This is a genomic window from Marinitoga okinawensis, assembly GCF_055387075.1.
This window is the reverse complement of record NZ_AP042422.1, coordinates 517,631-541,323: the sequence shown is the minus strand read 5'-3', so window position 1 is coordinate 541,323 and position 23,693 is coordinate 517,631. Positions and strand designations below refer to the sequence as shown.

Annotated in this window: 18 protein-coding genes, 1 tRNA gene and 3 rRNA genes; 8 read left to right on the top strand and 14 right to left on the bottom strand. The window is 32.5% G+C overall.

What is annotated here, in order from left to right; genetic code table 11:
* Window positions 1-8: 8 nt before the first annotated feature.
* Genes fba through ACZ5CK_RS02585 form a run of 7 tightly spaced genes read right to left on the bottom strand, consistent with a single transcriptional unit; the run spans window position 9 to window position 5,956 of the window.
* Window positions 9-956, bottom strand: a complete 948-nt coding sequence (gene fba / locus ACZ5CK_RS02615; RefSeq protein ID WP_464582356.1) for a class II fructose-1,6-bisphosphate aldolase — start codon at window positions 954-956, stop codon at window positions 9-11.
* 58 nt (window positions 957-1,014) lie between these two features.
* Complete coding sequence (locus ACZ5CK_RS02610; RefSeq protein WP_464582355.1) at window positions 1,015-2,103, bottom strand: AAA family ATPase; 1,089 nt, start codon at window positions 2,101-2,103, stop codon at window positions 1,015-1,017.
* 8 nt (window positions 2,104-2,111) lie between these two features.
* On the bottom strand, window positions 2,112-2,462 hold the full coding sequence (locus tag ACZ5CK_RS02605) for a hypothetical protein (RefSeq protein ID WP_464582354.1): 351 nt from the start codon (window positions 2,460-2,462) through the stop codon (window positions 2,112-2,114).
* A 1-nt stretch (window position 2,463) separates the two neighbouring features.
* The gene (locus ACZ5CK_RS02600; RefSeq protein WP_464582352.1) at window positions 2,464-3,807 is read right to left on the bottom strand and encodes a B12-binding domain-containing radical SAM protein; all 1,344 of its coding nucleotides are present in this window, start codon (window positions 3,805-3,807) and stop codon (window positions 2,464-2,466) included.
* On the bottom strand, window positions 3,807-4,574 hold the full coding sequence (locus tag ACZ5CK_RS02595) for a type III pantothenate kinase (protein WP_464582351.1): 768 nt from the start codon (window positions 4,572-4,574) through the stop codon (window positions 3,807-3,809). Before ACZ5CK_RS02595 ends, ACZ5CK_RS02600 begins: the two co-directional genes overlap by 1 nt.
* Window position 4,575: 1 nt before the next feature.
* Window positions 4,576-5,604, bottom strand: coding sequence for an L-threonylcarbamoyladenylate synthase (locus tag ACZ5CK_RS02590; RefSeq protein ID WP_464582350.1), 1,029 nt, complete (start codon window positions 5,602-5,604; stop codon window positions 4,576-4,578).
* 1 nt (window position 5,605) lies between these two features.
* Complete coding sequence (locus tag ACZ5CK_RS02585; RefSeq protein ID WP_464582940.1) at window positions 5,606-5,956, bottom strand: carboxymuconolactone decarboxylase family protein; 351 nt, start codon at window positions 5,954-5,956, stop codon at window positions 5,606-5,608.
* A gap of 329 nt (window positions 5,957-6,285) precedes the next feature.
* Between ACZ5CK_RS02585 and ACZ5CK_RS02580 the strand changes: the two genes are divergently transcribed.
* From ACZ5CK_RS02580 to ACZ5CK_RS02565, 4 genes are all read left to right on the top strand, one after another.
* A complete protein-coding gene (locus ACZ5CK_RS02580; RefSeq protein WP_464582349.1) occupies window positions 6,286-6,933 on the top strand; it encodes a hypothetical protein in 648 nt (215 codons plus the stop codon).
* Between the two features lie 19 nt (window positions 6,934-6,952).
* On the top strand, window positions 6,953-7,543 hold the full coding sequence (locus ACZ5CK_RS02575) for a hypothetical protein (RefSeq protein WP_464582348.1): 591 nt from the start codon (window positions 6,953-6,955) through the stop codon (window positions 7,541-7,543).
* A gap of 24 nt (window positions 7,544-7,567) precedes the next feature.
* Entirely contained in the window at window positions 7,568-7,987 is a 420-nt protein-coding gene (locus ACZ5CK_RS02570; protein ID WP_464582347.1) for a hypothetical protein, read from the top strand.
* 313 nt (window positions 7,988-8,300) lie between these two features.
* Window positions 8,301-8,666: a VanZ family protein gene (locus ACZ5CK_RS02565; protein ID WP_464582346.1), complete on the top strand. Its 366-nt coding sequence runs from the start codon at window positions 8,301-8,303 to the stop codon at window positions 8,664-8,666.
* 24 nt (window positions 8,667-8,690) lie between these two features.
* Here the strand turns inward: ACZ5CK_RS02565 and ACZ5CK_RS02560 are convergent, their stop codons facing one another.
* The 6 genes from ACZ5CK_RS02560 to ACZ5CK_RS02535 form a co-directional block, all read right to left on the bottom strand.
* A complete protein-coding gene (locus ACZ5CK_RS02560; RefSeq protein ID WP_464582345.1) occupies window positions 8,691-9,317 on the bottom strand; it encodes a hypothetical protein in 627 nt (208 codons plus the stop codon).
* A gap of 79 nt (window positions 9,318-9,396) precedes the next feature.
* Complete coding sequence (locus tag ACZ5CK_RS02555) at window positions 9,397-11,361, bottom strand: methyl-accepting chemotaxis protein (protein WP_464582344.1); 1,965 nt, start codon at window positions 11,359-11,361, stop codon at window positions 9,397-9,399.
* A 187-nt stretch (window positions 11,362-11,548) separates the two neighbouring features.
* A 5S ribosomal RNA gene (gene rrf / locus ACZ5CK_RS02550) occupies window positions 11,549-11,662 on the bottom strand.
* A 33-nt stretch (window positions 11,663-11,695) separates the two neighbouring features.
* Window positions 11,696-14,610 (bottom strand): 23S ribosomal RNA (locus ACZ5CK_RS02545).
* 30 nt (window positions 14,611-14,640) lie between these two features.
* A tRNA-Ile gene (locus ACZ5CK_RS02540) sits at window positions 14,641-14,717 on the bottom strand.
* 48 nt (window positions 14,718-14,765) lie between these two features.
* Window positions 14,766-16,307: ribosomal RNA gene (locus tag ACZ5CK_RS02535) — 16S ribosomal RNA — on the bottom strand.
* Together the 16S, 23S and 5S rRNA genes with 1 tRNA gene alongside form the textbook arrangement of a ribosomal RNA operon.
* Window positions 16,308-16,665: 358 nt before the next feature.
* Here ACZ5CK_RS02535 and ACZ5CK_RS02530 point away from each other — a divergent pair.
* Both ACZ5CK_RS02530 and ispG read left to right on the top strand, forming a co-directional pair.
* Window positions 16,666-18,183 carry a M50 family metallopeptidase gene (locus ACZ5CK_RS02530; RefSeq protein WP_464582343.1) on the top strand — a complete coding sequence of 506 codons (1,518 nt, stop codon included), beginning with the start codon at window positions 16,666-16,668 and terminating at the stop codon, window positions 18,181-18,183.
* A 14-nt stretch (window positions 18,184-18,197) separates the two neighbouring features.
* Complete coding sequence (ispG, locus tag ACZ5CK_RS02525; RefSeq protein ID WP_464582342.1) at window positions 18,198-19,238, top strand: flavodoxin-dependent (E)-4-hydroxy-3-methylbut-2-enyl-diphosphate synthase; 1,041 nt, start codon at window positions 18,198-18,200, stop codon at window positions 19,236-19,238.
* A gap of 26 nt (window positions 19,239-19,264) precedes the next feature.
* Here the strand turns inward: ispG and ACZ5CK_RS02520 are convergent, their stop codons facing one another.
* Window positions 19,265-19,813 carry a 3'-5' exonuclease gene (locus tag ACZ5CK_RS02520; protein WP_464582341.1) on the bottom strand — a complete coding sequence of 183 codons (549 nt, stop codon included), beginning with the start codon at window positions 19,811-19,813 and terminating at the stop codon, window positions 19,265-19,267.
* A gap of 69 nt (window positions 19,814-19,882) precedes the next feature.
* Here ACZ5CK_RS02520 and ACZ5CK_RS02515 point away from each other — a divergent pair, with 69 nt between their 5' ends.
* Together ACZ5CK_RS02515 and ACZ5CK_RS02510 are read left to right on the top strand one after the other, a co-directional pair.
* Window positions 19,883-22,342 (top strand): DNA polymerase domain-containing protein, encoded by a 2,460-nt coding sequence (locus ACZ5CK_RS02515; protein ID WP_464582340.1) that lies wholly within the window; start codon window positions 19,883-19,885, stop codon window positions 22,340-22,342.
* A 1-nt stretch (window position 22,343) separates the two neighbouring features.
* Window positions 22,344-23,564, top strand: coding sequence for an aminopeptidase (locus tag ACZ5CK_RS02510; protein WP_464582339.1), 1,221 nt, complete (start codon window positions 22,344-22,346; stop codon window positions 23,562-23,564).
* Window positions 23,565-23,693 lie beyond the last annotated feature (129 nt).

Genomic DNA, 23,693 nt, shown 5'->3' with positions numbered 1-23,693 from the left:
TAATTATATTAGAATAAGTCTGCTTTACCAGCCGAACCAAGAACTTCCATTCTATCTGTAATTACTTTAATTGTATATTCTCTTGCTAATTTGAAGTATTTTCTTGGATCAAATTCCTTTGGATTTCCATCCAAAAATTCCCTTAAACCAGCTACAAACGCTATTCTTAAATCTGTATCTGTATTAACTTTATTAATTCCACATTTTACTGCTTCTCTCAAAATGTCTGATGGTACACCTTTTGCTCCTCCAAAATCTGCACCATATTTTTCTGCAATTTCAACAAATTCTGGAACTACTGAAGATGCACCGTGTAATACTAATGGTCTTTTTACATATTCTTTAACCTTTTTAATTCTATCATAATCAATTTTTGCAGCACCTTTGAATTTAAATGCACCATGTGATGTTCCAACTGCTGGAGCCAAAAAATCAACATCTGTTTCTTCAACAAATTTCTTTGCTTCTTCTGGATTTACTAATACATTTTCTGCAGCTACCGCTTCATCTTCAATACCTGCTAATTGACCTAATTCTGCTTCAACTGATACACCAGCAGCGTGAGCAACTCTTACAACTTCTTTTGTACGTCTCATATTTTCTTCAAATGGATATTCTGAAGCATCAATCATAACAGAGGAATAACCAGCTTTTATTGCTGCAACAATATATTCAAAATCCTTACCATGATCCAAATGCAATGCTACTGGAATATTTGCGTCATCAGCAAATGTTCTAACCATCTTTACAAATATTTCTGCACCTTTTCTAAAATCACCATTCCCAGCATATTTCATTGCACCTTGACTTGTTTCAATAATAACAGGTGAATTCATCTTTTTTCCAGCTTCAATTATATAATGTAAAAATTCAAGATTATTAATATTTAAAGCTGGAACTCCATATCCATGTTTATCAGCATTTTCCAAAATAACTTTAGTGTTTACATAAGGCATTTTAACCCCTCCCAACAAGTAATTTGTCGTAATTCAAAATAATTATATCATAATACTGTTAAATCTCTTCTAACCAATTTACATTATCTAAAACAATTGCCAACTCTTCAAATAACTTTTCAAAAAAAGCTTTTTTTAATCCTTTATTTTTATTAGCAAAATGATCTATACTTCTTAAAATAGAATAATATGAATCTTTTGGAAAAACGTCAACTAATTTTTTAAAGTTTTTTGCAATTAATTTATGCTCTGAATTATCCAATATTTTTACCATTTCATCTTCTTCAAGATTCTCAAAATATTTGTTTATCCTTAAAATAATAGAATTTTTTTCATCAATATTTAATTCTTTTATTCTATTCATAACATTTTCATCCAATTCAAAAAGTATTGTTCTAGGATCTGGTAAAGTATTCTTTTTCCCTATATAATTAACAAATGTTCTAGCAGCTTCTGGACCTACAATACCAGCTGCTAAAATATATGAATATTCTTTTATCTCATTTTCATTTAATTTATTCAAAACTCTACTTAGTTTATACCAGCTTCTTGGACTTGGTTTTAAATCCAACCTATACGAGACACTCTTTCCTTCCGAAATAAATTCAGGATATTCCTTTATAAATTCCACTATTTGGGATGAAACATTTTGATCGCTTGCCCAATCTATCCATTCATTAACTTCAGGATTCAAACTCAAATGAAAAAATCTTGACATAAATGCTGGATCTGTTATTAAATCAACCTGATCATAATCATCATCTGGTGGATTTGCCGCAGCCATTATCCAAGTTCCTTCTGGTAATATATGATTATGTATTCTTCTATCCAATAATAATTGCATTATTGCATTTCTTATGGATCTATGTGCTCTATTTATTTCATCTATCATAATAATAGTATTGTCATTCTCTGGCCACCAATCTGGTTTTAAAAAAACAGTTTTATTTTCATCTCTTGAAGGCATTCCTATTAAATCTCCTGGTTCCATTTGTGATATTACTAAAATTATTAACTCTCTATTTGTTTCTTTTGCTATATCCCTTGCAATATCTGTTTTACCAACACCAAAATGCCCCCAAATTAAGGGTATTTCTCCAGATTCCATAATTTTCTTTGATAAAAATTTTACATCACTTGGTCTCATTATTTCACCTACCCATTAGAATTAAATTTTCTTTTTATAAATTCTTCTTGAACCTTTAAATAACCATTTTTAATAGCAACTTTTCCTTTATTAGTTATTTTTAATTGATTTCTTAAATTTTCCATTTCAGGTTTCATCTTATTAATTCTTTCTTTATCATCTTCTATAACTTCCATAACTCTATTCTTAATTAAATCAGAATATGAAAATGTAGTCATTTTTTCTAAAATCTTTTTTCTTTGCTCTAATATTTTTGGAAGTGTTTCAAAATCACCATTTAAAATAATTCTATCTATTAAATTTTCTATCTTATCGAGATCTGTAATTAGATTACTAATTTCCTCAAAATTATCTTCCATTTTAATTCCTTCTTTCAACCTTTTTATCACGCAAATAAGCTTTAATACTTTCTATTTCTTCAACGCTCATGCCATATTTCCACCAATGTGGAAGGATAGAATTATTTAATAATAATGGATCTGTACTAATATCTAACCATCCTTTATACACTAATTCCATATATTGTGGCGTATTTGGTATTGGAGTAAATTCATTTACAGATGGTATTATTCCTAAATCAAAACAAAAATCTATTCCTCTTATTACATCTTCAACCTTTTGACCTGGAAGATTTGCCATAATATATGCCGATGTTTCATTTAATCCTTCATCTAATAAATATCGAACTGCTTTCACCAAATCTTTATTAGTAACCTTTCCACCTGTTTTTCTTTGAAGTTCTTCATCAGAGGTTTCATAACCTAACTTTATTACTTTAAAATTTGCTCTTGCAAATAATTTTGCTAATTTTTTATTTACAAGTTTAGCATGTATTCCGTTTGGGAGATGATATCTAACATCAAACTTTGAAAGCTCTTCTAATAATTTTTCTTTTTCTGGATGAATCAAAAAAGCATCATCAAAAAATACTACATCATTTACTGGCTTTTCTTTTAACATTTTTTCTAATCCTTTTATTATTTTTTCTATGCTTCTCTTTTGATATTTCCACATTCTTGGAGTAACACAATACGTACATTTAAAAGGACAACCTATTGAAGAAGTTATTACAACATTTGGCACATCTCCCTCATATAATTCATAAGCGGGATCTAATTCCTCAAACCAATTTATTTTTTCTATTGAATCATCATAATATTCTAGCAATTCTTTAACAGCAATATCTCCTGTTCCATTTATTATATGCACATTTAAATCTTTAAAAACTTTTTTAGCATGAGAAGACATTATATTTACATAAACTCCACCAAGAAAAATAGGCTTTTCAGGAAAAATCTCTCGTATTACTTCAATAGTTTTATACACCCCATAATACCAATATGTCATTACAGAAGTTACTAATATTCCATCTACATCATTATAATATTTAAGTCGTTTAATAAATTCATCTTTTGGTATACCATATCTTTTTAACTTTCTTGGAATATCTTCTATAACCTTTGGCTTTTCTACCTCTTCATAATAAAATTTACCTGTACCATAATATCTATCTTTAATCAAATTATTTTCTTTAAAATAGTTATCATATCTATTCATTAAATCTATTAAACTTACTTCATATCCATAATTTTTCAAAATACTACCTATATAAAGCAACCCAAGGGGTTTTAACCAAAAATCATAAGCTGCTGTATCATAAATCCATGGATTTATTAATAAAAAGTGCTTTGATGAATGTTTCATCAATCTGCTCCTTTCATAAAATCATAAAACACATTTAATCCTTTCAAGGTTAAATAGGCATCATAATTATTAAATTCTGGTATTATCCCATGTAAAGACTTACCGATTCCACCTGTAATAACTATCTCAAATTTTCTTTTATATTCTTTTTCGATATCTTTTAATAATTGTTGTATTCCATATACAACTGTTTTAATTATACCAATTTGTATATTATCTATAGTGTTTTTACCAACAGAATACTCTAAAAATTTTAACTCTACCTGAGGTAATTTTGCTGTTTTAGAAAATAATGCCATCATTTGTGTATTTATTCCAGGTATAATTGAACCTCCAATAAAATCTCCTTCATATAACACATCAATTGTTATTGCTGTTCCAAAATCTATAGCTATAGCATTTTCGCTATAGTATTTTTTTAACGCTAATACATTAGCGATTCTGTCTGCTCCAACTTCATTTGGATAATCTACCTTTAGTTCAATACTCTTCAAATTTTTTGGTGTTACAAAAATTGCCTCAGACTTAAAATATTTGTCTGCAAATTTATTCAATATATAATTTATAGAAGGAACAACAGAAGAAATAATAACAGAATCAATATCTTCTTCTTTTATATTTTCTCTATTAAATAATGGTGATAAATGAGAAAATAATTCATCTTCTGTTTCAAATGATTTTGTCCCAATTCGCCATGTATACAAAAAATCTTTTTCATAAACTCCTACAACTATATGAGTATTACCAACATCGAATAATAATCTCAAATTATTCACCCCAAATTTCTGAAGATGCTTTTCTTAATCTATTCATTATAGAAATTCCTAATCCTTTATCCTTTACACCTTCTATTATAATAACATCATTATTCGTTTTATCAGCAGTTCTTAAAATAGAAAATAAATTTACTGCTATTTTATAGTAATCATTCTTATTTCCTGAAGTTATTATATCATATCCATTAAAGTATTTTTTATCTTCTTCAAATAATACAAGTAAAGGATTTTTATAATTTTTTATAATCTTTTTTATAATGTCTATTCTATTTTCAGAATATTCTACTAAAATTGTTTTTTTATCTGGTGCATAATGTCTATACTTCATTCCTGGCGCTTTAGCAGTATCAACTTTTCCTTTTCCATATATAAATTCTGGTATTTTTATCTCTCCAAATACTTCTTTTAAATTTTCAGGTGTTATCGGTCCAGGTCTTAATATTGTAGGAATATCTTCTGTCAAATCAATCACTGTTGATTCTAATCCAAAATCGACATTTCCACCATCGATTATTATATCAACTCTACCTTTCATATCTTCCACCACATGTTCTGCTATGGTTGGACTCGGTTTTCCTGATAAATTAGCGCTTGGAGCTGCTATAGGAACTCCTGACATTTCAATTAATTTATTTGCAATAGGATGAATTGGTATTCTTACTGCTACTGTATCCATATTTGCTGTTATTATATTGGGAACTATATTTTTTCTTTTTAATACAAAAGTAATTGGTCCGGGTATAAATACTTTTATTTTTTCATATAAATTTTCAGAAATATACACAAAATCTTTTATTTTCTCTAATTTATCAAAATGCATTATTAAAGGATTATCTGATGGTCTTCCTTTGGCTTTATATATACTTTTTACTGCATTTTCATTTAACGCATTTGCACCTAACCCATATACTGTTTCAGTAGGGAACACAACCAATCCACCTAATTTAATGATTTCAGCTGCTATATTTATTTTTTTAAAATCTATATCAAAAGGATTCATTTTTAATATTTTAGTTTCCATTTCATTCTCCTCTAATTTCTTTTTTTGTTTCTTCCAAAAATGCTACTGCTTCTCTCAAATGTGGAATTATTATTGATCCACCAACAATCAATGCAATATCAAATACTTCATAAAATTCTTTATCTGTAACACCCTCTTCTAAACATCTTCTAATATGATAATCAATGCAACCTTCACATCTCAAAACCATTGAGGCAACCAGTCCCATCATTTCTTTATATTTTGTTGGTATTGATCCTTCTCTATATACTGAATTATCTAAATTAAAAAACCTTTTGGTATTTAATGTACCATTTTCTAATATTTTTTTATTCATTTTATCTCTAAATTCTTCAAATTCTTTTAAATTGATAATAACACCTCCTTAAGGTTACATTTTAATGATTAATTTTAAAGAATTTGAATCTAACTATCTGAGTGATTCTATCTTTTTGATCATCATAGATTATATCATTTAATTCTTTTTTTTAAAAAAAATATAACTATTTTATAATGTAATAATAAATATATATTTACGTAATATTAATATTGTATACTACTAATGGGTAACATTTTATTAAAAAATATTTAATCTTTGATTCTAATATTTACTCTTCAACATATAACTTTCATAATCTTCTTTTAAATAATCCTAAAAGCTTCTCATTAACAGTTTCAAAACCGAATTATAGGGGGGGGAAAATGAAAAAAATCATTTTTTTTGCATTTTTTATTATTGTTTTATTATTTGTTTTTTCTAGTTGTAGTTCTCAACCAGCAAATTCTGATTTTCTAAAACCATTAGAAGGCAAATGGAATATTGCTGAATACAAACATAATGATGATACCCTTATTCCAAATGTTTATGAAAAAGGAATTGCTTACTTTGATTTTGATACAAAAACTTTAAAATTGGAATTTTACGTATCAGAACAAACTATATCTGAAAAATTACTAGCTTGGAAAGAAAAATGGCCTGATTTAACTGTTGATACATATAAAATAGTGGTTTCAGCTAAAGTATCTTCTTTATCAACTGATAAAAATTTATCTTTAGAAGAAAAAGATACTAATATTATTATAACAGGTTCTGGTGAAAATTTTCAAAGTTTTTACGATTTCGAAAGATCCAAATTTGAAATGTCTAAAGCCACTGATTCAGGTGGAATAATGGGAGGTCTTATAAACAAAGCTGCAACTGCCGCTACTGGAACAAAAGATTTATTTCCCGTAATATTTGATAATTTAAATTACACATTATCAGGAAATACTCTTACATTAACTGGAAAAGATACAAATATGCTAAATAACAAAGGCACTATATTTCTTAAATTAGAAAAACTTAATTAATGTTAGAGGAGGAAAGTAAATGAAAAAAAGTTTATTAGTTTTGATATTCATTATTCTTACGATTGGAATTTTTTCAAAAACCGTAATTGGAGCTTATGGATGGAGTGATATATTTATTGGATTCGATGGCTATGGTATATACTCTGGAATACAAACCGATATACCAATTGAAAAAATATATGATCTCAAGAAAAATTTTGGTATTGATAATGATTTTATAAGAATTGTAACATTTTATGGTGGGGGTCTTGATGTCTTAAACTTCGATCCAAGTGTTTTAGGTGTTGATGATTCTTTAAAATTCAGTTCCATAATTATTAATGGTAAAGCTAAATTAGGAATCGGATTATCTGATATAAACTTTACACTATTTGGATATAAATTTATACCTGTTGCATCTGTTGGATTAAAAGCTGATTATTATCTAAATAAGATAAGCGAAGATTTAAAACCATATATTGATGGTTCAGTATTAGGTGATAATATTGTTATTACACCAACATATGGAATAGAATTTATTACAGACCCAATTGATAAAAATAAAAAATATGTAATTAAACCTCTATTTTTCCCATGGCCATTAATGTTAGGGGTAGAAGTTACATTCTAAATCTAAATGAAAGGATGTTTTATTATGAAAAAAAGTTTTATTGTTTTAAGTTTATTAGTTTTGGCATTTTTATTAAGTAGTTGTTTAGGACCCCAAAAAGCCACTGTGTCATACAAAGTAAGTTGGAGTGATTCTACCTCTATCACTAATGGCGATCATGAATGGTATTTTACTGCTGCCTTAGATCCTGAAATCAGCTATAATAATGATAATTCTTTACCAACATCATTTGTTTATAATCAACATTTAACTCCAGATACGACATTATATTCATCAGCTTCTTTTGATGTACAACTTGGATCAAATGATAGTGTAGTTATGTATGTTTATAAGGATTTAAATGACAATAAAAAATTAGATGGTGATGATTTAATTGGTGGTTATGATCATGTTTATGGAAATGATTACGATAGTTCAGTAGTGAAATTTTTTGTTAATTTTTAAATATTATGAGTCAGGACTTAGGTCCTGATTTTTTTTATTATTTAAACATCTTTTTTACATTTATGATATATACTAATATAAAATAAAATGCCCAAAAAGTATAAAAGAAACGAAGGCTCGAAGATTGCTTTTTAAAATTATGAGTGAAAGTCGTCAAAAAAACAGGATGTTTTTTGAGTGAAGATTTTGCATGGATACAAAATCTGAACGACGGCTGAAAATAATTAATTTTTAAAGATATGCAATCGAGCTGCCTGAGTGATTTTAACTTTTTGGACATACTATAGTATAAAATAAAAAAGATGGTGAGAATATGAAAAAAAAGATTATATTATGGGATATACTATTTATTATATATTTAATTGTACTCATATACTTTGCTACCACACCAAAACCTCCATTTAATTACTCAAAATTTTATGGTGAAGATAAAATGTGGCATTTTTTAGCCTATGCTGGAGGTATGTTTTTATTTTTAAAAAGTTATTTTCATAGAAAATTTTTTCTATATTTTTTTGGATCAATAATTCTTATTCTTCCTATAGGAAGTGAATATATTCAAGCATTATCTCCTTATAGATATTTTTCATTTTATGATGCTTTGGTGAGTTATGCAGGCATTTTAGCTGTTATAATCACTTTGATAATCCATAAAAAAATTTTAATAAAACATAATTAAAAGGATTTCCCTTTGGAAATCCTTTTAATTTTTATTATTATCTTCAATTATCTCCTGCTTTACATTTATATGCTCTACTCCACCTTCTTCAATTTGCATTTGATTTTCATCTTCGCCTTTTTCCCATTCTTCAAATTTTTTCATAACTAAATCATATGTTTTTTTACTTACTTCAGGAAAATTGTCACCTAAAAGTTTTTTAACGTTATCAAACCCTTCTTTAACTGCATTCCTTAATAAATCAATTTTTGTTTTATCTCCATTTGATATTGATTTAGCAAATTCCAATATTCTATCTGATACTGCTTCCGGGCTCCACTTCCCATCTTTCAATTCTTTTTTTATTTCAATTTTTTCATCTTGAGTAATTCCCAATTGTTTTTTTATCTTATCTTCCACCCAGGCTTTAAATTCATCAAACATTTTTTGTGAATCGTTTTGTAATTCTTTCCAACGATTAGGACTAATTTCAACTTTTTTATTAACTAAACTTGAATAGGTAGCTTTCATATATTCAATCTCGGTTTTAACATAAACGTCTCCTTTAAATTTTTCCACTCCATCTTTTTCATTGGCTTTTCCAAAATTTTTATCAATTTTTTTTACTTCTGAATATTTAAAATACTCAAAACCATTATTATCGATTCTCATTATATCACCTCCAATTTATTAATCGACTATTTTTAATATTGCATTAATAATAAAAAAGGCTCCTTTCGGAGCCTCTCATTTACATTTTAAATACCTTTAATCCTTCAACCAATGATTTTGATTTCATTTTTAATTCCTCTGTAAATTCTTCTAATTTTCTTATATTATCACTTTGATTATTTATTGCCGCTGCAATATTTGAAATTTCTTCTGAAACTAAAGATACTTCACGTGTGATTTTATCCATTCCAGCAGATATTTCTTCTGTTGATGCGCTCTGTTCTTCTGAACTTGAACTTAAATCTTCTATACTTAATGTAATCTGCTCTATTTCATTCATTATAGCTTTAAATTTTTCAGATACATCACCTGATTCTTCTTCTACATTTTTTATTATTTCACCCGTTTTTTCTGTTGCTTCACTTGCTTTTTTTGCACCTTCTTGAATTTCCAACAATATTTGAGCTATTTGTTCAGTAGCTTTTTTAGATTCCTCTGCTAATTTTCTTATTTCATCTGCAACTACAGCAAAGCCCTTTCCAGCTTCTCCAGCTCTTGCTGCTTCTATTGCTGCATTTAATGCCAATAAGTTTGTTTGTTCCGTTATATTTTCTATTGTTTCTACTATTTGACTAATATTTTCCGCATTTGAAACTAGTTTTTCAACTGTATTTACCGTTTTATTTGATTGCTCTACAGCTTGAGATATTATTTCAACAATTTTTATAACTGATTCATTACCTTCTTTTGCAGTCTCTGAAATTTCCAGTGCTTCTTTTGATAAATTTTGAGCACCTGTTGATATATTTTGAGCTGCTGCTGTAATTTCTTCTACTCCAGAATTTATTTCTTCTACAGATGCCGCAGCAGAATTAGAACTATCATTTATTTTTTCTGTTTTTTCATTAATTTCATTCATTTGTGCAGATTGAATATCTGCATTTTTATTTATTTCAAACGACATCTTTTCTAAATCCTCTGATGATTCCTTTACTTCTTTTAAATAACTAACAAGATTTTGAGACATATAATTTAATGATTGCGATATTCTAGCAATTTCATCTTTTCCCTTAACTTCAAATTTTTGAGTTAAATCACCTTCACCAAATTTTTTAACTTTATTTGATAAAGTAATTAATGGTTTTGCTATAGAATTTCCTAATAATATTGAAATAAGCAAAGCAACTATAACAGCTAATAAAACTATTATATTAAAAAACTGAATTAATTTTTTTGAGCCTTCTAAGAGAATATTTTCCGGAACAGATATAGCAACACTCCAATTTAATGATTTAATAGGAATATAAAACAACATCCTTTTTCCATCATTAGAAACAATATTACCATATCCTTTTTCACCATTAATCATCTTTTTAGCCAATTCATTCATACCTTTAAACTTAGATTCTAAAATATTGTCTCCAACATAATCTTTAATAGAATGTGCTATAATAACTCCTTTAGAATCTGTAATAAAGCTATAAATATTTTTTTCATTATCAGTAGTTAAAAAATCCAAGAATTTATTTACAGAAATAGTAGATCCAATTAATCCTATTGTTTTATTATTATCATCTTTAATAGAATGTGCTATAACAATTATGGAAGAACCATCTGCCTTTGAAATTAAAACATCACTAATAGCTATATTTTTTCCGGACATTATTTCTTGAAAATATTTTCTATCTTTAATATTAGTTTTTATACCTGAGGTAGTGTAGGCATCACCATTCTTATCAGCAATAAAGAACATTGAAAAATCATCCAAAAATTTTAAATCATTTTTTAAAACATTAATAGAATTATCAATATCCATACTTTTAAATACTTTTTTATTAGAAATAATTTCCATTTGATGAATTAATCCATCAAAAAAAGCTTCAATTTGTTTCGATTGTTGTTCTAAAATTGAAAAAGAAGAATTTGAAATCATAGTTTTTAATGAAGAACCTAAATAAAAATATAAAAATATACCAACAAATAATCCTGATAAAATTATGATAGTTGAAAAAGTTAAGGTAATTTTTGTTTTAATTGATTTCATAATATACCTCCTTTAGAAAATTATTTTATTATATTATAATGCTTTTATATTATACCACATTTTATATAGGTATATATAAAATAATAGTAACAATGTTGTAATTTATAACATTTATTAAGTTAATTTTCCAAAAAATAAAGGAAATAAAAAGAAACCCCCTGTCTTTTGACAGGGGGAAAAATAAAAAGAGGGGCGCTACCTACTCTCGCATGGATTGCCCATACTACCATCGGCCCAGATATGCTTAACGGTCGGGTTCGGTATGGATCCGCGTGTGCCCATATCTGGTATCTGCACCCCTCAAAACTCATTCACATGTGCATAGTTACTTAATAAGGTCAAGGCCTCGGGCTATTAGTACCGGTCGGCTCAATACATCACTGTACTTACACCTCCGGCCTATCTACGTCCTAGTCTCGAACTGCCCTTACCTCCGAAGAGTGGGAAACCTCATCTCGGGGCCCGTTTCCCGCTTAGATGCTTTCAGCGGTTATCGGTCAGGTACATAGCTACTCAGCTCCTGCTCCTGGCGGAACAGCTGATTCACTAGCGGTACCCTCACACCGGTCCTCTCGTACTAGGTGTGACCCCCCTCAAGTTTCCTACGCCCGCAGCAGATAGGGACCGAACTGTCTCACGACGTTCTGAACCCAACTCACGTACCGCTTTAATGGGCGAACAGCCCAACCCTTGGGACCTACTTCAGCCCCAGGATGCGATGAGTTGACATCGAGGTGCCAATCCGCGCCGTCGATATGAACTCTTGAGCGCGATAAGCCTGTTATCCCCGGGGTAACTTTTATCCGTTGATCGACGGCCCTTCCACTCGGATCCGCCGGGTCACTAAGACCGTGTTTCCACCCTGCTCGACCTGTCAGTCTCGCAGTCAGGCAGGCTTTTGCCTTTGCACTCTCCTGTGGATTTCCAACCCACATGAGCCTACCTTCGCGCACCTCCGTTACTCTTTAGGAGGCGACCGCCCCAGTCAAACTGCCCACCTAACACTGTCCCATCACTGCTCTTCACAATCAATGGTTAGTAACCCATCATGATAAGGGTGGTATCCCACCGGCGGCTCCACCTACCCTTGCGAGCAGGTTTCTCTGCCTCCCACCTATCCTGTACATATCATGACAAGTTACAATGTCAGGCTACAGTAAAACTCCACGGGGTCTTTCCGTCTAACTGCGGGTACTGGGCATCTTCACCCAGTCTGTAATTTCACCAGGCCCTCCGCTGAGACAGTGTCCAAATCGTTACGCCATTCATGCAGGTCGGAACTTACCCGACAAGGAATTTCGCTACCTTAGGACCGTTATAGTTACGGCCGCCGTTTACCGGGGCTTCGGTTCGTACCTCTCAGCACTCCCCTTAACCTTCCGGCACTGGGCAGGCGTCAGACCCTATACGTCCTCTTTCCGAGTTCGCAGAGTCCTGTGTTTTTGGTAAACAGTCGCCTGGACCTTGTCACTGCGACTCCCCAATGCAGTTGCCTACATCAAGGAGCACCCCTTCTCCCGAAGTTACGGGGCTATTTTGCCGAGTTCCTTAGCGGAGGTTAGCCTGCTCCCCTTAGCCTTCTCAGCTCACCCACCTGTGTCGGTTTTCGGAACGGGCATACATTTCCCAGTAAGCGAGGCTTTTCTTGGCAGCCTGGCTACGACCTCGTTGGACCTTCGTCCTCCCCATCACGCTTCAGCCTCCACCGGCGGATTTACCTACCAGCTTCTTCGACCTTTGCGCTTGGATGAGCGTGCCACTTGCTCACGAGGCTTCGCCTTCTGCGTCCCCCCTCTTACTATCGGTCATGTATGGCACAGGATTCTTTACCTGTTTTCCATCGGTTACTCCTTTCGGATTCACCTTAGGTCCCGGCTTACCCTGGGCGGACGACCCTTCCCCAGGTACCCTTGGGCTTTCGGGGGGAAGGATTCTCACCTTCCTCTCGTTACTCATGCCCACATCCGCTCTTGTGCTTCGTCCAGCATTCCTCACGAATTGCCTTCTCCCTACTGCACAATGCTCCCCTACCAATCCGCAGATTCCGCAGCTTCGGGGTACAGCTTCAGCCTCCTTACATTTTCGGCGCAGTCCGCCTCAACCGGTGAGCTGTTACGCACTCTTTTAATGATGGCTGCTTCTAAGCCAACATCCCGGCTGTCTCTGGCAGTCCACTACCTTTCACACTTAGCTGTCCCTTTGAGCCCTTAGCTGGCGGTCTGGGCTGTTTCCCTCTCGACCATGGAGCTTTTCCCCCACAGTCTGTCTCCCAACCACTAAGTTACGGTATTCGGAGTTTGACAAGTTTCGGAGGTTACCCCCCTACGCCTATCAGTGCTCTACCCCCGCAACTCTTGGTTGAGGCCGTGCCTACACACGTTTCGGGGAGATCCAGCTATCACCAGGTTCGGTTGGCTTTTCACCCCTATCCACAGGTCATCCGAATGCGTTTCACTGCATACCGGTTCGGGCCTCCATTGCGTTTCACCGCAACTTCACCCTGCCCATGGATAGCTCACCTGGCTTCGGGTCTGCATACATTGACTTCACGCCCTTTTCAGGCTCGCTTTCACTTCGGCTCCACCTCTCCCGGCTTAACCTCGCCAATGCATGCAATTCGTGGGCACATTAATCAAAAGGCACGCGGTCACTCCGTAGAGCTCCCACTTCTTGTAGGCTTACGGTTTCAGGTTCTCTTTCACTCCCCTCCCGGGGTCCTTTTCACCTTTCCCTCACGGTACTCTTCCGCTATCGGTCGACGGGTAGTATTTAGCCTTGGATGGTGGTCCACCCTGATTCACGCAGGATTCCTCGTGTCCCACGCTACTTGGGAGAGTAATCCAGGAGTTCCTATGTATTTCGCCTACGGGACTTTCACCCTCTCCGGTGTACCTTCCCAGATACTTCGGCTATACATTTTTCACTCCCGAGCCTCATGCAGTTGGCTCCGATTACTTCCCGCTACCCCAGTTAGGCAACGGCTGCACCCTTTTACACCTAACTGGTTTGGGCTCCTCCCCTTTCGCTCGCCACTACTCAGGGAATCTCTTTCGATTTCTTTTCCTCCGGGTACTAAGATGTTTCCCTTCCCCGGGTTCGCCCCGGCTCTCGCCGGTCTTCGGGTTGCCCCATTCGGATATCTGCGGATCTACGCTCGCTTGCAGCTCCCCGCAGCTTTTCGCAGCTTGCCACGTCCTTCTTCGCCTCCCGTCACCTAGGCATCCTCCGTAAGCCCTTTTTACCTTGACCTTATCTTTCACTATGCACTTGTCAATGAGCTGGTGGGCCCGGGTGGACTCGAACCACCGACCTCACGCTTATCAGGCGTGCGCTCTGACCACCTGAGCTACGAGCCCAACTCCTTCACTACTGAACAGAGACACCCATTCTTCTTTTCTCCTTAGAAAGGAGGTGATCCAGGCGCACCTTCCGGTACACCTACCTTGTTACGACTTAGCCCCCCTCGCTGACTCCACCCTCAATAGGCGTCCTCCTTGCGGTTGGACTACCCATCTTCGGGCGTTTCCAACTCGGGTGGCTTGACGGGCGGTGTGTACAAGACCCGGGAACGTATTCACCGCAGTGTGGCTGACCTGCGATTACTAGCGATTCCGGCTTCATGCAGTCGGGTTTCAGACTGCAATCTGAACTGGGGTAGGGTTTCTGGGATTCGCTCCACCTCTCGGCCTCGCTGCCCTCTGTCCCTACCATTGTAGCGCGTGTGTCGCCCAAGACATAAGGGGCACGATTACCTGACGTCATCCCCTCCTTCCTCCGCCTCGTCGGCGGCTGTCCCGTTAGGGTTCCCACCTTTACGTGCTGGTAACTAACGGCAAGGGTTGCGCTCGTTGCGGGACTTAACCCAACACCTCACGGCACGAGCTGACGACGGCCGTGCACCACCTGTATAGGCTCCCAGTACCGAAGTACCAGGTCCCCACTATCTCTAGTGAGTACCACCTATATGTCAAGCCTTGGTAAGGTCCTTCGCTTAGCTTCGAATTAAACCACACGCTCCACCGCTTGTGCGGGTCCCCGTCAATTCCTTTGAGTTTCATCCTTGCGGACGTACTCCCCAGGCGGCCCACTTATCGCCTTAGCTTCAGCACGAACGGTACTACCGCTCACACCTAGTGGGCATCGTTTACGGCTAGGACTACCCGGGTATCTAATCCGGTTTGCTCCCCTAGCTTTCGGGCCTCAGCGTCAGGTTTACCCCAGGAGACCGTCTTCACCACCGGCCTTCTTACCTGTATCTACGCATTTCACCGCTACACAGGTAATTCCGTCTCCCTCTAGTAACCTCAAGTCTTCCAGTTTCAGACGCAACTCCTTGGTTGAGCCAAGGTCTTTTACATCTGACTTAGATGACCGCCTACACCCCCTTTACGCCCAGTGATTCCGGGCAACGCTCGCCCCCTACGTATTACCGCGGCTGCTGGCACGTAGTTAGCCGGGGCTTTTCTTTATCTACCCTCATCTGTGAGCCATTCCCTGCTCACTTTATTGTTCGATAAATTCAGGAGTTTACGTCCCGAAGGACTTCGTCCTCCACGCGGCGTCGCTGGATCAGGGTTTCCCCCATTGTCCAATATTCCCCACTGCTGCCTCCCGTAGGAGTGGGGGCCGTGTCTCAGTCCCCCTGTGGCCGGCCACGCTCTCACGCCGGCTACCCGTCGTCGGCTTGGTAGGCTTTTACCCTCCCAACTACCTGATGGGTCGCAGGCAGCTCCCTCAGCCATGCCTTAGCACGCTTTCACCTCTCGGTCTTATCCGGTATTAGCCACCGTTTCCAGTGGTTGTCCCGGTCTGAGGGACACTTTCCTACGCGTTACTCACCCGTTCGCCACTAGTACTACAGCCCGAAGACTGCCTCCTCGTTCGACTTGCATGTGTTAAGCACGCCGCCAGCGTTCGCCCTGAGCCAGGATCAAACCCTCCATCCAAGACTTCGAGTTCGATCTTAACTCTCACTTCTTACTTCCGCTGGGTGTCTCTGTTCACTTGTCAAGGAGCTTCTTCCTTTTTTCTCCCGCAGACCTCTTCGTCCGCGTCCGAGTATATATATTACCATCTTTCTTTCACTTTGTCAACTTACAGCTTCGTTAATTTTGTTAATCATTCGTGAATTCATTCCTAACCCTTTTCTTTTCCTATTTCTATACTTCCGCCATTATTACATATCTCCTTAGTTTTAATTTTTATTATCCTTCTTTTTAATTACTTCAAACTTTTATACTTATTCATTAACATATATATGATAAAATCTTTATAAAGATAGAGATAATGTTCGGAGGTGTTTCAATGTTACTAACGTTATTTTGGTTTATGGTTGTAATTACAATTGTAGTATTTTTTCATGAATTAGGTCATTATATTTTTGCGAAGTTATTTCATACAAAAGTTGAAGAATTTGCTATTGGTATGGGACCAAAATTATTTTCAATAAAAGGAAAAGAAACGGAATTTAGATTTAATATCATACCTATGGGTGGATATGTAAAAATTGCCGGTGAAGAAATAGAAAATGAACTTTCTGATGATCCTAAAATGTTTTATAATAAGAAACCATGGCAAAAATTTTTAATAGCCTTTGCAGGACCTTTATTTTCAATTATATTAGGATACATTATTTTATCTATTTCTGGATTATTATATGGATTTCCTGAAGTTAAAATAGAAGAAGTAATAAACGATTCTCCTGCTTATTATGCAGGATTAAAACCTGGTGACGTTATAAAGAAGGTAAACGGAGATATTGTTTTTGACAGTGGGATATTGAGTTATGCCGTTAGAGAAGGAAAAGAATTAAATTTAGAAGTAATAAGAAATGGAAATAAATTAATTATACCTATTAAGCCTAAATTATATAATCCAGAATATACAATCATTTTTAAAACAGATAATAATAATATTATTAATTTAAAATCAAAAAAAATTAAATCTTTCAATTTAAACCCACCAGAAAAAATTGGAGAAATTTTACCTAATTTAGAAAAGGAAGATAAATTGATTTTAGAACTGGAAAATGGAGATAAAATTGAAGGTAAAATTGAAGGAATTTCCATTTCTGAATCCAGATATGCCATTGGGGTTTACTTTGCTACATTTTCTAATATAATTAATAAGGATATTGAACCATTCAAATCAAATGATATTATAACAAACATTAATGGAAATAAAATTAAAAGTGGATTAGATATAATTACATTACTTTCTTCTATATCTATGAAACCAGAAGATAAAATGCTAACAATAACTGATAATAAAATTGAAGATTTTATATCAGGGCTTGATACAGAAAATTTAAATATTACATTATTAAGAAGCGGAAAGGAACAAAATATTGTTATTAGCAAATCAGAATTTTTAAAAATATTACAAGAACCACAAGTATTAAAATTTGCATTTGATAAATGGAGACCAAAAGGATTTGAAATAATAACAGTTTCTATTCAATGGGCAAATACATTATTAAAAGCAATGGTTGATTCAATAGGTCAATTATTCACAGGAAAAACCAAAACAACTGAAGTATTAGGCCCTGTAGGAATAGCAGGTGTCGTAGGCCAAGCTGCAAAAGCTGGACCAGAAGCTTTGATTTCTTTAATAGCTTTAATAACTTTAAACTTAGGTATAGTTAACCTTTTACCAATTCCTGCTTTAGATGGTGGAAGAATTGTATTTTCTATATATGAAATGGTAACAGGGAAAAGAACTAATCCTAAAGTAGAAGCTACAATACATACTATAGGATTTTTATTATTAATGGGGTTATTTGTATACTTCACATATAATGATATTTTAAGATTCTTTAAATAATTGGAGGAATAAATATGTTTTCTAAAAAAACAATATTTGTAAATGAAATACCAATTGGAGGAAACCACCCTATAACAATTCAAAGCATGACAAACACTGATACATTAAACACAGAAAAAACAATAAGACAAATTATAAAACTAGCCAATGCTGGAGCAGACATTGTAAGAGTATCAGTAAGAACATTAGAAGATATTCCTTCTTTTAAAGAGATATGTAAAAATTCAAATGTTCCAATTGTAGCTGATATTCATTTTGATTACAAAGTCGCTATAGAATCAATAAAAGCAGGAGCAGCAAAAGTTAGAATTAATCCGGGAAATATTGGCGACTCTTGGAAAGTAAAAGAAGTTGTTAAAGCTGCAAAAGAATATAATATACCAATAAGGGTCGGTGCAAATTCAGGATCAATAAAAAAAGAATTTGAAAATAGCAATATGCCAAGATATCAAGCCTTAGCTGAAAGTGCCTTACAAGAAGTAAAAATAATGGAATCATTAGATTTTGAAAATATTGTTATTTCCATAAAATCAACAGATGCACAAGAAAATTTTCTCGCAAATAAATATATTTCAGATAAAGTGCTATATCCTTTACACATAGGAATTACCGAAGCTGGAATATATGAAGATGCTTTAATACTTTCTTCTGCTGGATTAGGCGCATTATTATTAAATAATATCGGAGATACTTTAAGAATTTCCATAGCTGGTGATCCTATTCAAGAAGTTTTAGTTGCAAAAAAATTATTAACTCTATTAGGATTTAAAAAAGGGCCAAGAATAATTGCGTGTCCAACTTGCGCAAGAACAGAAATAAAGGTTGAAGAATTAGCTACAAAAGTAAAAGAATGGACGAAAAATATCGAAAAAGATTTAAATATTGCAGTGATGGGATGCGTTGTTAATGGTCCTGGCGAAGCAAAACACGCCGATATAGGGATTGCTGGAACCAAAACGGGCGGAGCAATTTTTATTAATGGTGAAATTATAGAAACAGTCCCTGAAAACAAATTAGAAGATACCTTTAAAAAATATATTGAGAAATTAATATAATTAAAACAGCTGAAAAGTTGACCTTTTCAGCTGTTTAATATCATATTCCTCATTTTAACAAATGCTTCTGTTGTAATTATTACATCACCTTCAGCAGAATGTCTATTAACTTTCTTCCTAATGTTAAGCCTTTCAGCAATTACATCTAGATTATGTTTTCTTTCTGTTTTAAAAAGCCTCCTAGATAATAATACAGTATCAATAGTATTATTATTTAAAGGACTATATCCGCATAATCTCAATTCATTATTTAAAAATTTCATATCAAATCCAACATTTTGAATTACCACTATCTTATTATGTATAAAATTTAAAAAATCATCTGCAATTTCAAAAAATCTTGGAGCACCTATTACATGATAATCTGATATACCTGTCATTTTTGTAATAAAATAAGGTATAGATCTTTCAGGATTAATATACGTTACAAATTTATCTTTAACAAAATAATCATCTTTTTCAGTTATAATATTATAAACAGCTATTTCTATTATTCTATCACCATTTTGAGGATTAAGTCCTGTAGTTTCTGTATCCAAAATACAAAACTCATTATTTTTTAATAATTTAATCATTGCAACCTCCAAATAAAAATATACTATTTTATATTTTCTAGCATATTATATCATACAGGAGTTGAAGAAATGGTTATTTCTATCTGGCAAAATCCTAATTCTAAAGAATTTTATTTTAAAGAAGGTATAAATACACCTTTAAAAAAAGAAAAAAAATATTTTAATTTAATTTTTGAAGAAAATGAAATAATAAGAGTAGAAAAAATTCTGTCAAAATACAGAATAAATAATTATATTGACGTGGATTTTAATTGGAAAGATATATACGGAAAAAAACTAATTAATGCTACTCTTGATATTCCATACCATCTTTTTAAAAGAATAACTGAAGATATGGAAAATAAAAATATTAAAGTATACGGTCAGAACATTATGAATATTTTTAAAAAAACAATTTCTGAAAATCCTGATGATAAAAAAATATGGTTTTTAGATATTGAAGTAGATTCAGAAAATATAGAAGATTATAGTGGCAATATTACTTCAATTACATACTATGATACTTTTAAAAAAGAATATATTGCTCTTATTGTATATAAGAAAAAATTAAAATCAGATAAAAACATAATATTCTTTAATACAGAAATAGATATGTTAAAATACTTTGCTAATTTAATTAATAAGGAACAGCCCGATATAATCACTGGATGGTATTCAAATGGGTTTGACATACCATATATTATAAAAAGAGCTAATAATTATAAAATTAATATATCTGCTATATCTAACTTAAAACATAATTCCTTTCAAATAGATGGAAGATATTATAATTTAATTCCAGGTGTTAATTTAATAGATTATCTTGAATTATATAGAAGATATGTTTTAGATAAACCATCTTCATATAAATTAGATATTATAGCTAAACATCATAAAATAGAAGGAAAAACTGAAATTAAAGGATATAACTATTACAATGTTGATATCAATAAATTTATTGATTACATATTTCGTGACGTAGAAATATTAGTAGAATTAGAAAAAAAATTAAAATTAATAGGTTTAATATGTTCATTACAAGCATTAATAAGAATTCCATTTAATTTGCTTTTTGGCACTTCTAATTCAATTGAACATTATATTCAACAATTTATAATGAAAGATAAAATCACATTTAGATATTATGAAAGACCAAAAAATAATTTAGAAATCACAGGAGCTATAGTATTAACTCCGCCAAATAAAACTTTTGATAATGTTGTTGTTTTAGATTTCACTTCGCTTTATCCTAACATAATAACCACTTTTAATATATCTACAGAAACATTAATATATGACGCAAATTATAACGAAAAACATATAGACTTGGGAAAAATTCTATCAGAAGAAGAAAACGACGAATATTTACCCCTAAAATTTACTTTAGAAAAGAATGGCATTATATCCTCATTGGTTAGACATTTATTAAAAGAACGATTATATTATAAAAAATTAAAAAAAGAAACTCCTAAAGATAATCCTGATTATGTAATATATGATATAAAACAATATAATTATAAAATACTATTGAATTCTATTTATGGCGTATTAGGAACTAATAACTTTGCATTACATGATATAAGAATTTCATTAGCTATTTTAGCTGCCGCAAGATCTGCTCTACGTTTTGTTAATAACACTTTAGATAATCATTATTTTGAGAATATTGAAATAAATAATAAAACTATTTCATTTAAAACACATGTATTATATTCAGATACTGACAGTTCATTTAATTACATAGAATGTGAAGAAACATTATCTCATCAGGATATGATTGAAATTGGAAATTACATTGCTAATTATATTAATGACATACTTCCTAAAAAATTCGTTACCAAATTTACAAACGAGAAAATAGATTGCACCTTAAACATTGAAGTTGATAAAATTTATAAAAGAGTGCGTTTTTTTGGTGTTAAAAAGAGATATTTCGGTTATGATTTTAATAGAAACATTATTACACATGGAGTTGAAATAATAAGAAAGGATACCCCGGAAGCAATAAAAAAAATTCTAACTAAATTATTTTTGAAAGCTTTAGATAAAGAATTAACCATAGATGATATTATTTCGGAATACTTAAAAATTAAAGATTATGATATTGAAGAAATCGCTCTAATAAAAAGTGTCAGAAGAAAAAATTTTTCAAAATATAAAACCCTACCTAATCATATTAGATCTGCAATATTTATGGACAGAATATATAACTTTAAATTTAACTATGATGATAGACTTTTATATTATTATATAAAGTATTATAATTATAAAAATTTTGATGCTATAAAAAATATATTTAATAAAAATCCTGAAAATAATGTATATTATATATCTGCCAGCATTGAAAGAGAACATCTTGAAGATTTTAAAAAATTATTATATAATGATTTTGAGATAGACTATTATACTTTATTTAAGAAACAAGTTCTATCTTCTTTAAAACAATTTTCAGAGTATATAAATTTAATAGAAAAAGCTAATATAAAAATTAAATTAATAGAGGGATTCCCTTTAAAGGCAGAACAACTAAAATTATTTGAGGAGGAATAAAATGGAAAGAACATTATTAGAAAAATATGCAGAACTTGCTGTTAAGGTTGGAGTTAATATCCAACCAGGACAAAGATTATTCTTAAGAAGTACTATTGAGGGATCAGAATTTGCTAGAATAGTTGCAGAAAAAGCCTATGAAGCTGGTGCAAAAGAAGTATATACTGTATATTCTGATGATTATATGTTATATTTAAAATTAAAATATTCACCCGAAAAAGCTTTAGAAGAATTTCATCAATGGGAAGTTGATATGGCAAAATTTTTCTGTGATGAAGGTGGTGCATTTTTAAGTATTATAGGATCAGACCCAGATATTTTAAAAACAATTGACCCTAAAAAAATAGGTATTTATTCAAAAACCAGACAAAATGCAATGAAAGAAGTATCTCAATTTATTATGTCCGATAAAGTTAGCTGGTCAGTTGTCGCAATTCCCGCAAAAAAATGGGCTGAAAAAGTATTTCCAAATTCACCAGATCCAGTAAACGATTTATGGGAAGCAATTTTAAAAACAGTTAGAATTAATGAACATGATAATCCTGTTGAATTATGGAATAAACATCTAAATTCTCTAAAAGAAAAAACAGAATACTTAAATAATAAACAATACGATTACTTAAGATATGAAGGTCCTGGAACTAATCTAGAAGTTGGATTACCAAAAAATCACAGATGGCTTGGAGGAGCACAACACAATGAAAATGGAATTGTATTTTTACCAAACATTCCTACCGAGGAAGTTTTTACTGCACCACATAAAGACAAAGTAAATGGTTATGTAAGAAATAGCAAACCTTTAGTATATGGTGGAAATGTTATAGATGGATTCACTATGGAATTTAAAGACGGTAAAATAATCAAAGTGACTGCAGAAAAAGGAGAAGAAGTATTAAAACAAGCTATTTCATTAGATGAAGGTGCAAGTTATTTAGGTGAAGTTGCATTAGTCCCTGTTGATTCGCCAATTTATCAATTAAATGTTGTATTTTATAATACATTATTTGACGAGAATGCTGCTTCGCATTTTGCTTTTGGCAGAGCATATCCTACATGTGTTGAAAATGGAGAAAATATGAAAGAAGAAGAATTAAAAGGAGTTGGATTAAATAATAGCATTACACATGTTGATTTTATGATAGGAAATGAAGAAATGAATGTATATGGTATTAAAGATGGAAAAGAAGAACAAATCATGAAAAATGGCAAATGGACTATATAATAAAGGCTGCACTGCAGCCTTTATTATATCATAAATCCTTATTAACTGAGACCATAAAAAATTTTGTGTAAATAAAAAGTAGAAAAAATAGGTAACCCTCTTCTTGGTATGGTAAAATAAAACCAAGAA

Excerpts from the sequence above, each read along its gene's own strand:
- fba (WP_464582356.1), bottom strand. The coding sequence starts at position 956 with ATGCCTTATGTAAACACTAAAGTTATTTTGGAAAATGCTGATAAACAT.
- ACZ5CK_RS02610 (WP_464582355.1), bottom strand. The coding sequence starts at position 2,103 with ATGAGACCAAGTGATGTAAAATTTTTATCAAAGAAAATTATGGAATCT.
- ACZ5CK_RS02605 (WP_464582354.1), bottom strand. The coding sequence starts at position 2,462 with ATGGAAGATAATTTTGAGGAAATTAGTAATCTAATTACAGATCTCGAT.
- ACZ5CK_RS02600 (WP_464582352.1), bottom strand. The coding sequence starts at position 3,807 with ATGAAACATTCATCAAAGCACTTTTTATTAATAAATCCATGGATTTAT.
- ACZ5CK_RS02590 (WP_464582350.1), bottom strand. The coding sequence starts at position 5,604 with ATGGAAACTAAAATATTAAAAATGAATCCTTTTGATATAGATTTTAAA.
- ACZ5CK_RS02580 (WP_464582349.1), top strand. The coding sequence starts at position 6,286 with ATGAAAAAAATCATTTTTTTTGCATTTTTTATTATTGTTTTATTATTT.
- ACZ5CK_RS02575 (WP_464582348.1), top strand. The coding sequence starts at position 6,953 with ATGAAAAAAAGTTTATTAGTTTTGATATTCATTATTCTTACGATTGGA.
- ACZ5CK_RS02570 (WP_464582347.1), top strand. The coding sequence starts at position 7,568 with ATGAAAAAAAGTTTTATTGTTTTAAGTTTATTAGTTTTGGCATTTTTA.
- ACZ5CK_RS02565 (WP_464582346.1), top strand. The coding sequence starts at position 8,301 with ATGAAAAAAAAGATTATATTATGGGATATACTATTTATTATATATTTA.
- ACZ5CK_RS02560 (WP_464582345.1), bottom strand. The coding sequence starts at position 9,317 with ATGAGAATCGATAATAATGGTTTTGAGTATTTTAAATATTCAGAAGTA.
- ACZ5CK_RS02555 (WP_464582344.1), bottom strand. The coding sequence starts at position 11,361 with ATGAAATCAATTAAAACAAAAATTACCTTAACTTTTTCAACTATCATA.
- ACZ5CK_RS02530 (WP_464582343.1), top strand. The coding sequence starts at position 16,666 with ATGTTACTAACGTTATTTTGGTTTATGGTTGTAATTACAATTGTAGTA.
- ispG (WP_464582342.1), top strand. The coding sequence starts at position 18,198 with ATGTTTTCTAAAAAAACAATATTTGTAAATGAAATACCAATTGGAGGA.
- ACZ5CK_RS02520 (WP_464582341.1), bottom strand. The coding sequence starts at position 19,813 with ATGATTAAATTATTAAAAAATAATGAGTTTTGTATTTTGGATACAGAA.
- ACZ5CK_RS02515 (WP_464582340.1), top strand. The coding sequence starts at position 19,883 with ATGGTTATTTCTATCTGGCAAAATCCTAATTCTAAAGAATTTTATTTT.
- ACZ5CK_RS02510 (WP_464582339.1), top strand. The coding sequence starts at position 22,344 with ATGGAAAGAACATTATTAGAAAAATATGCAGAACTTGCTGTTAAGGTT.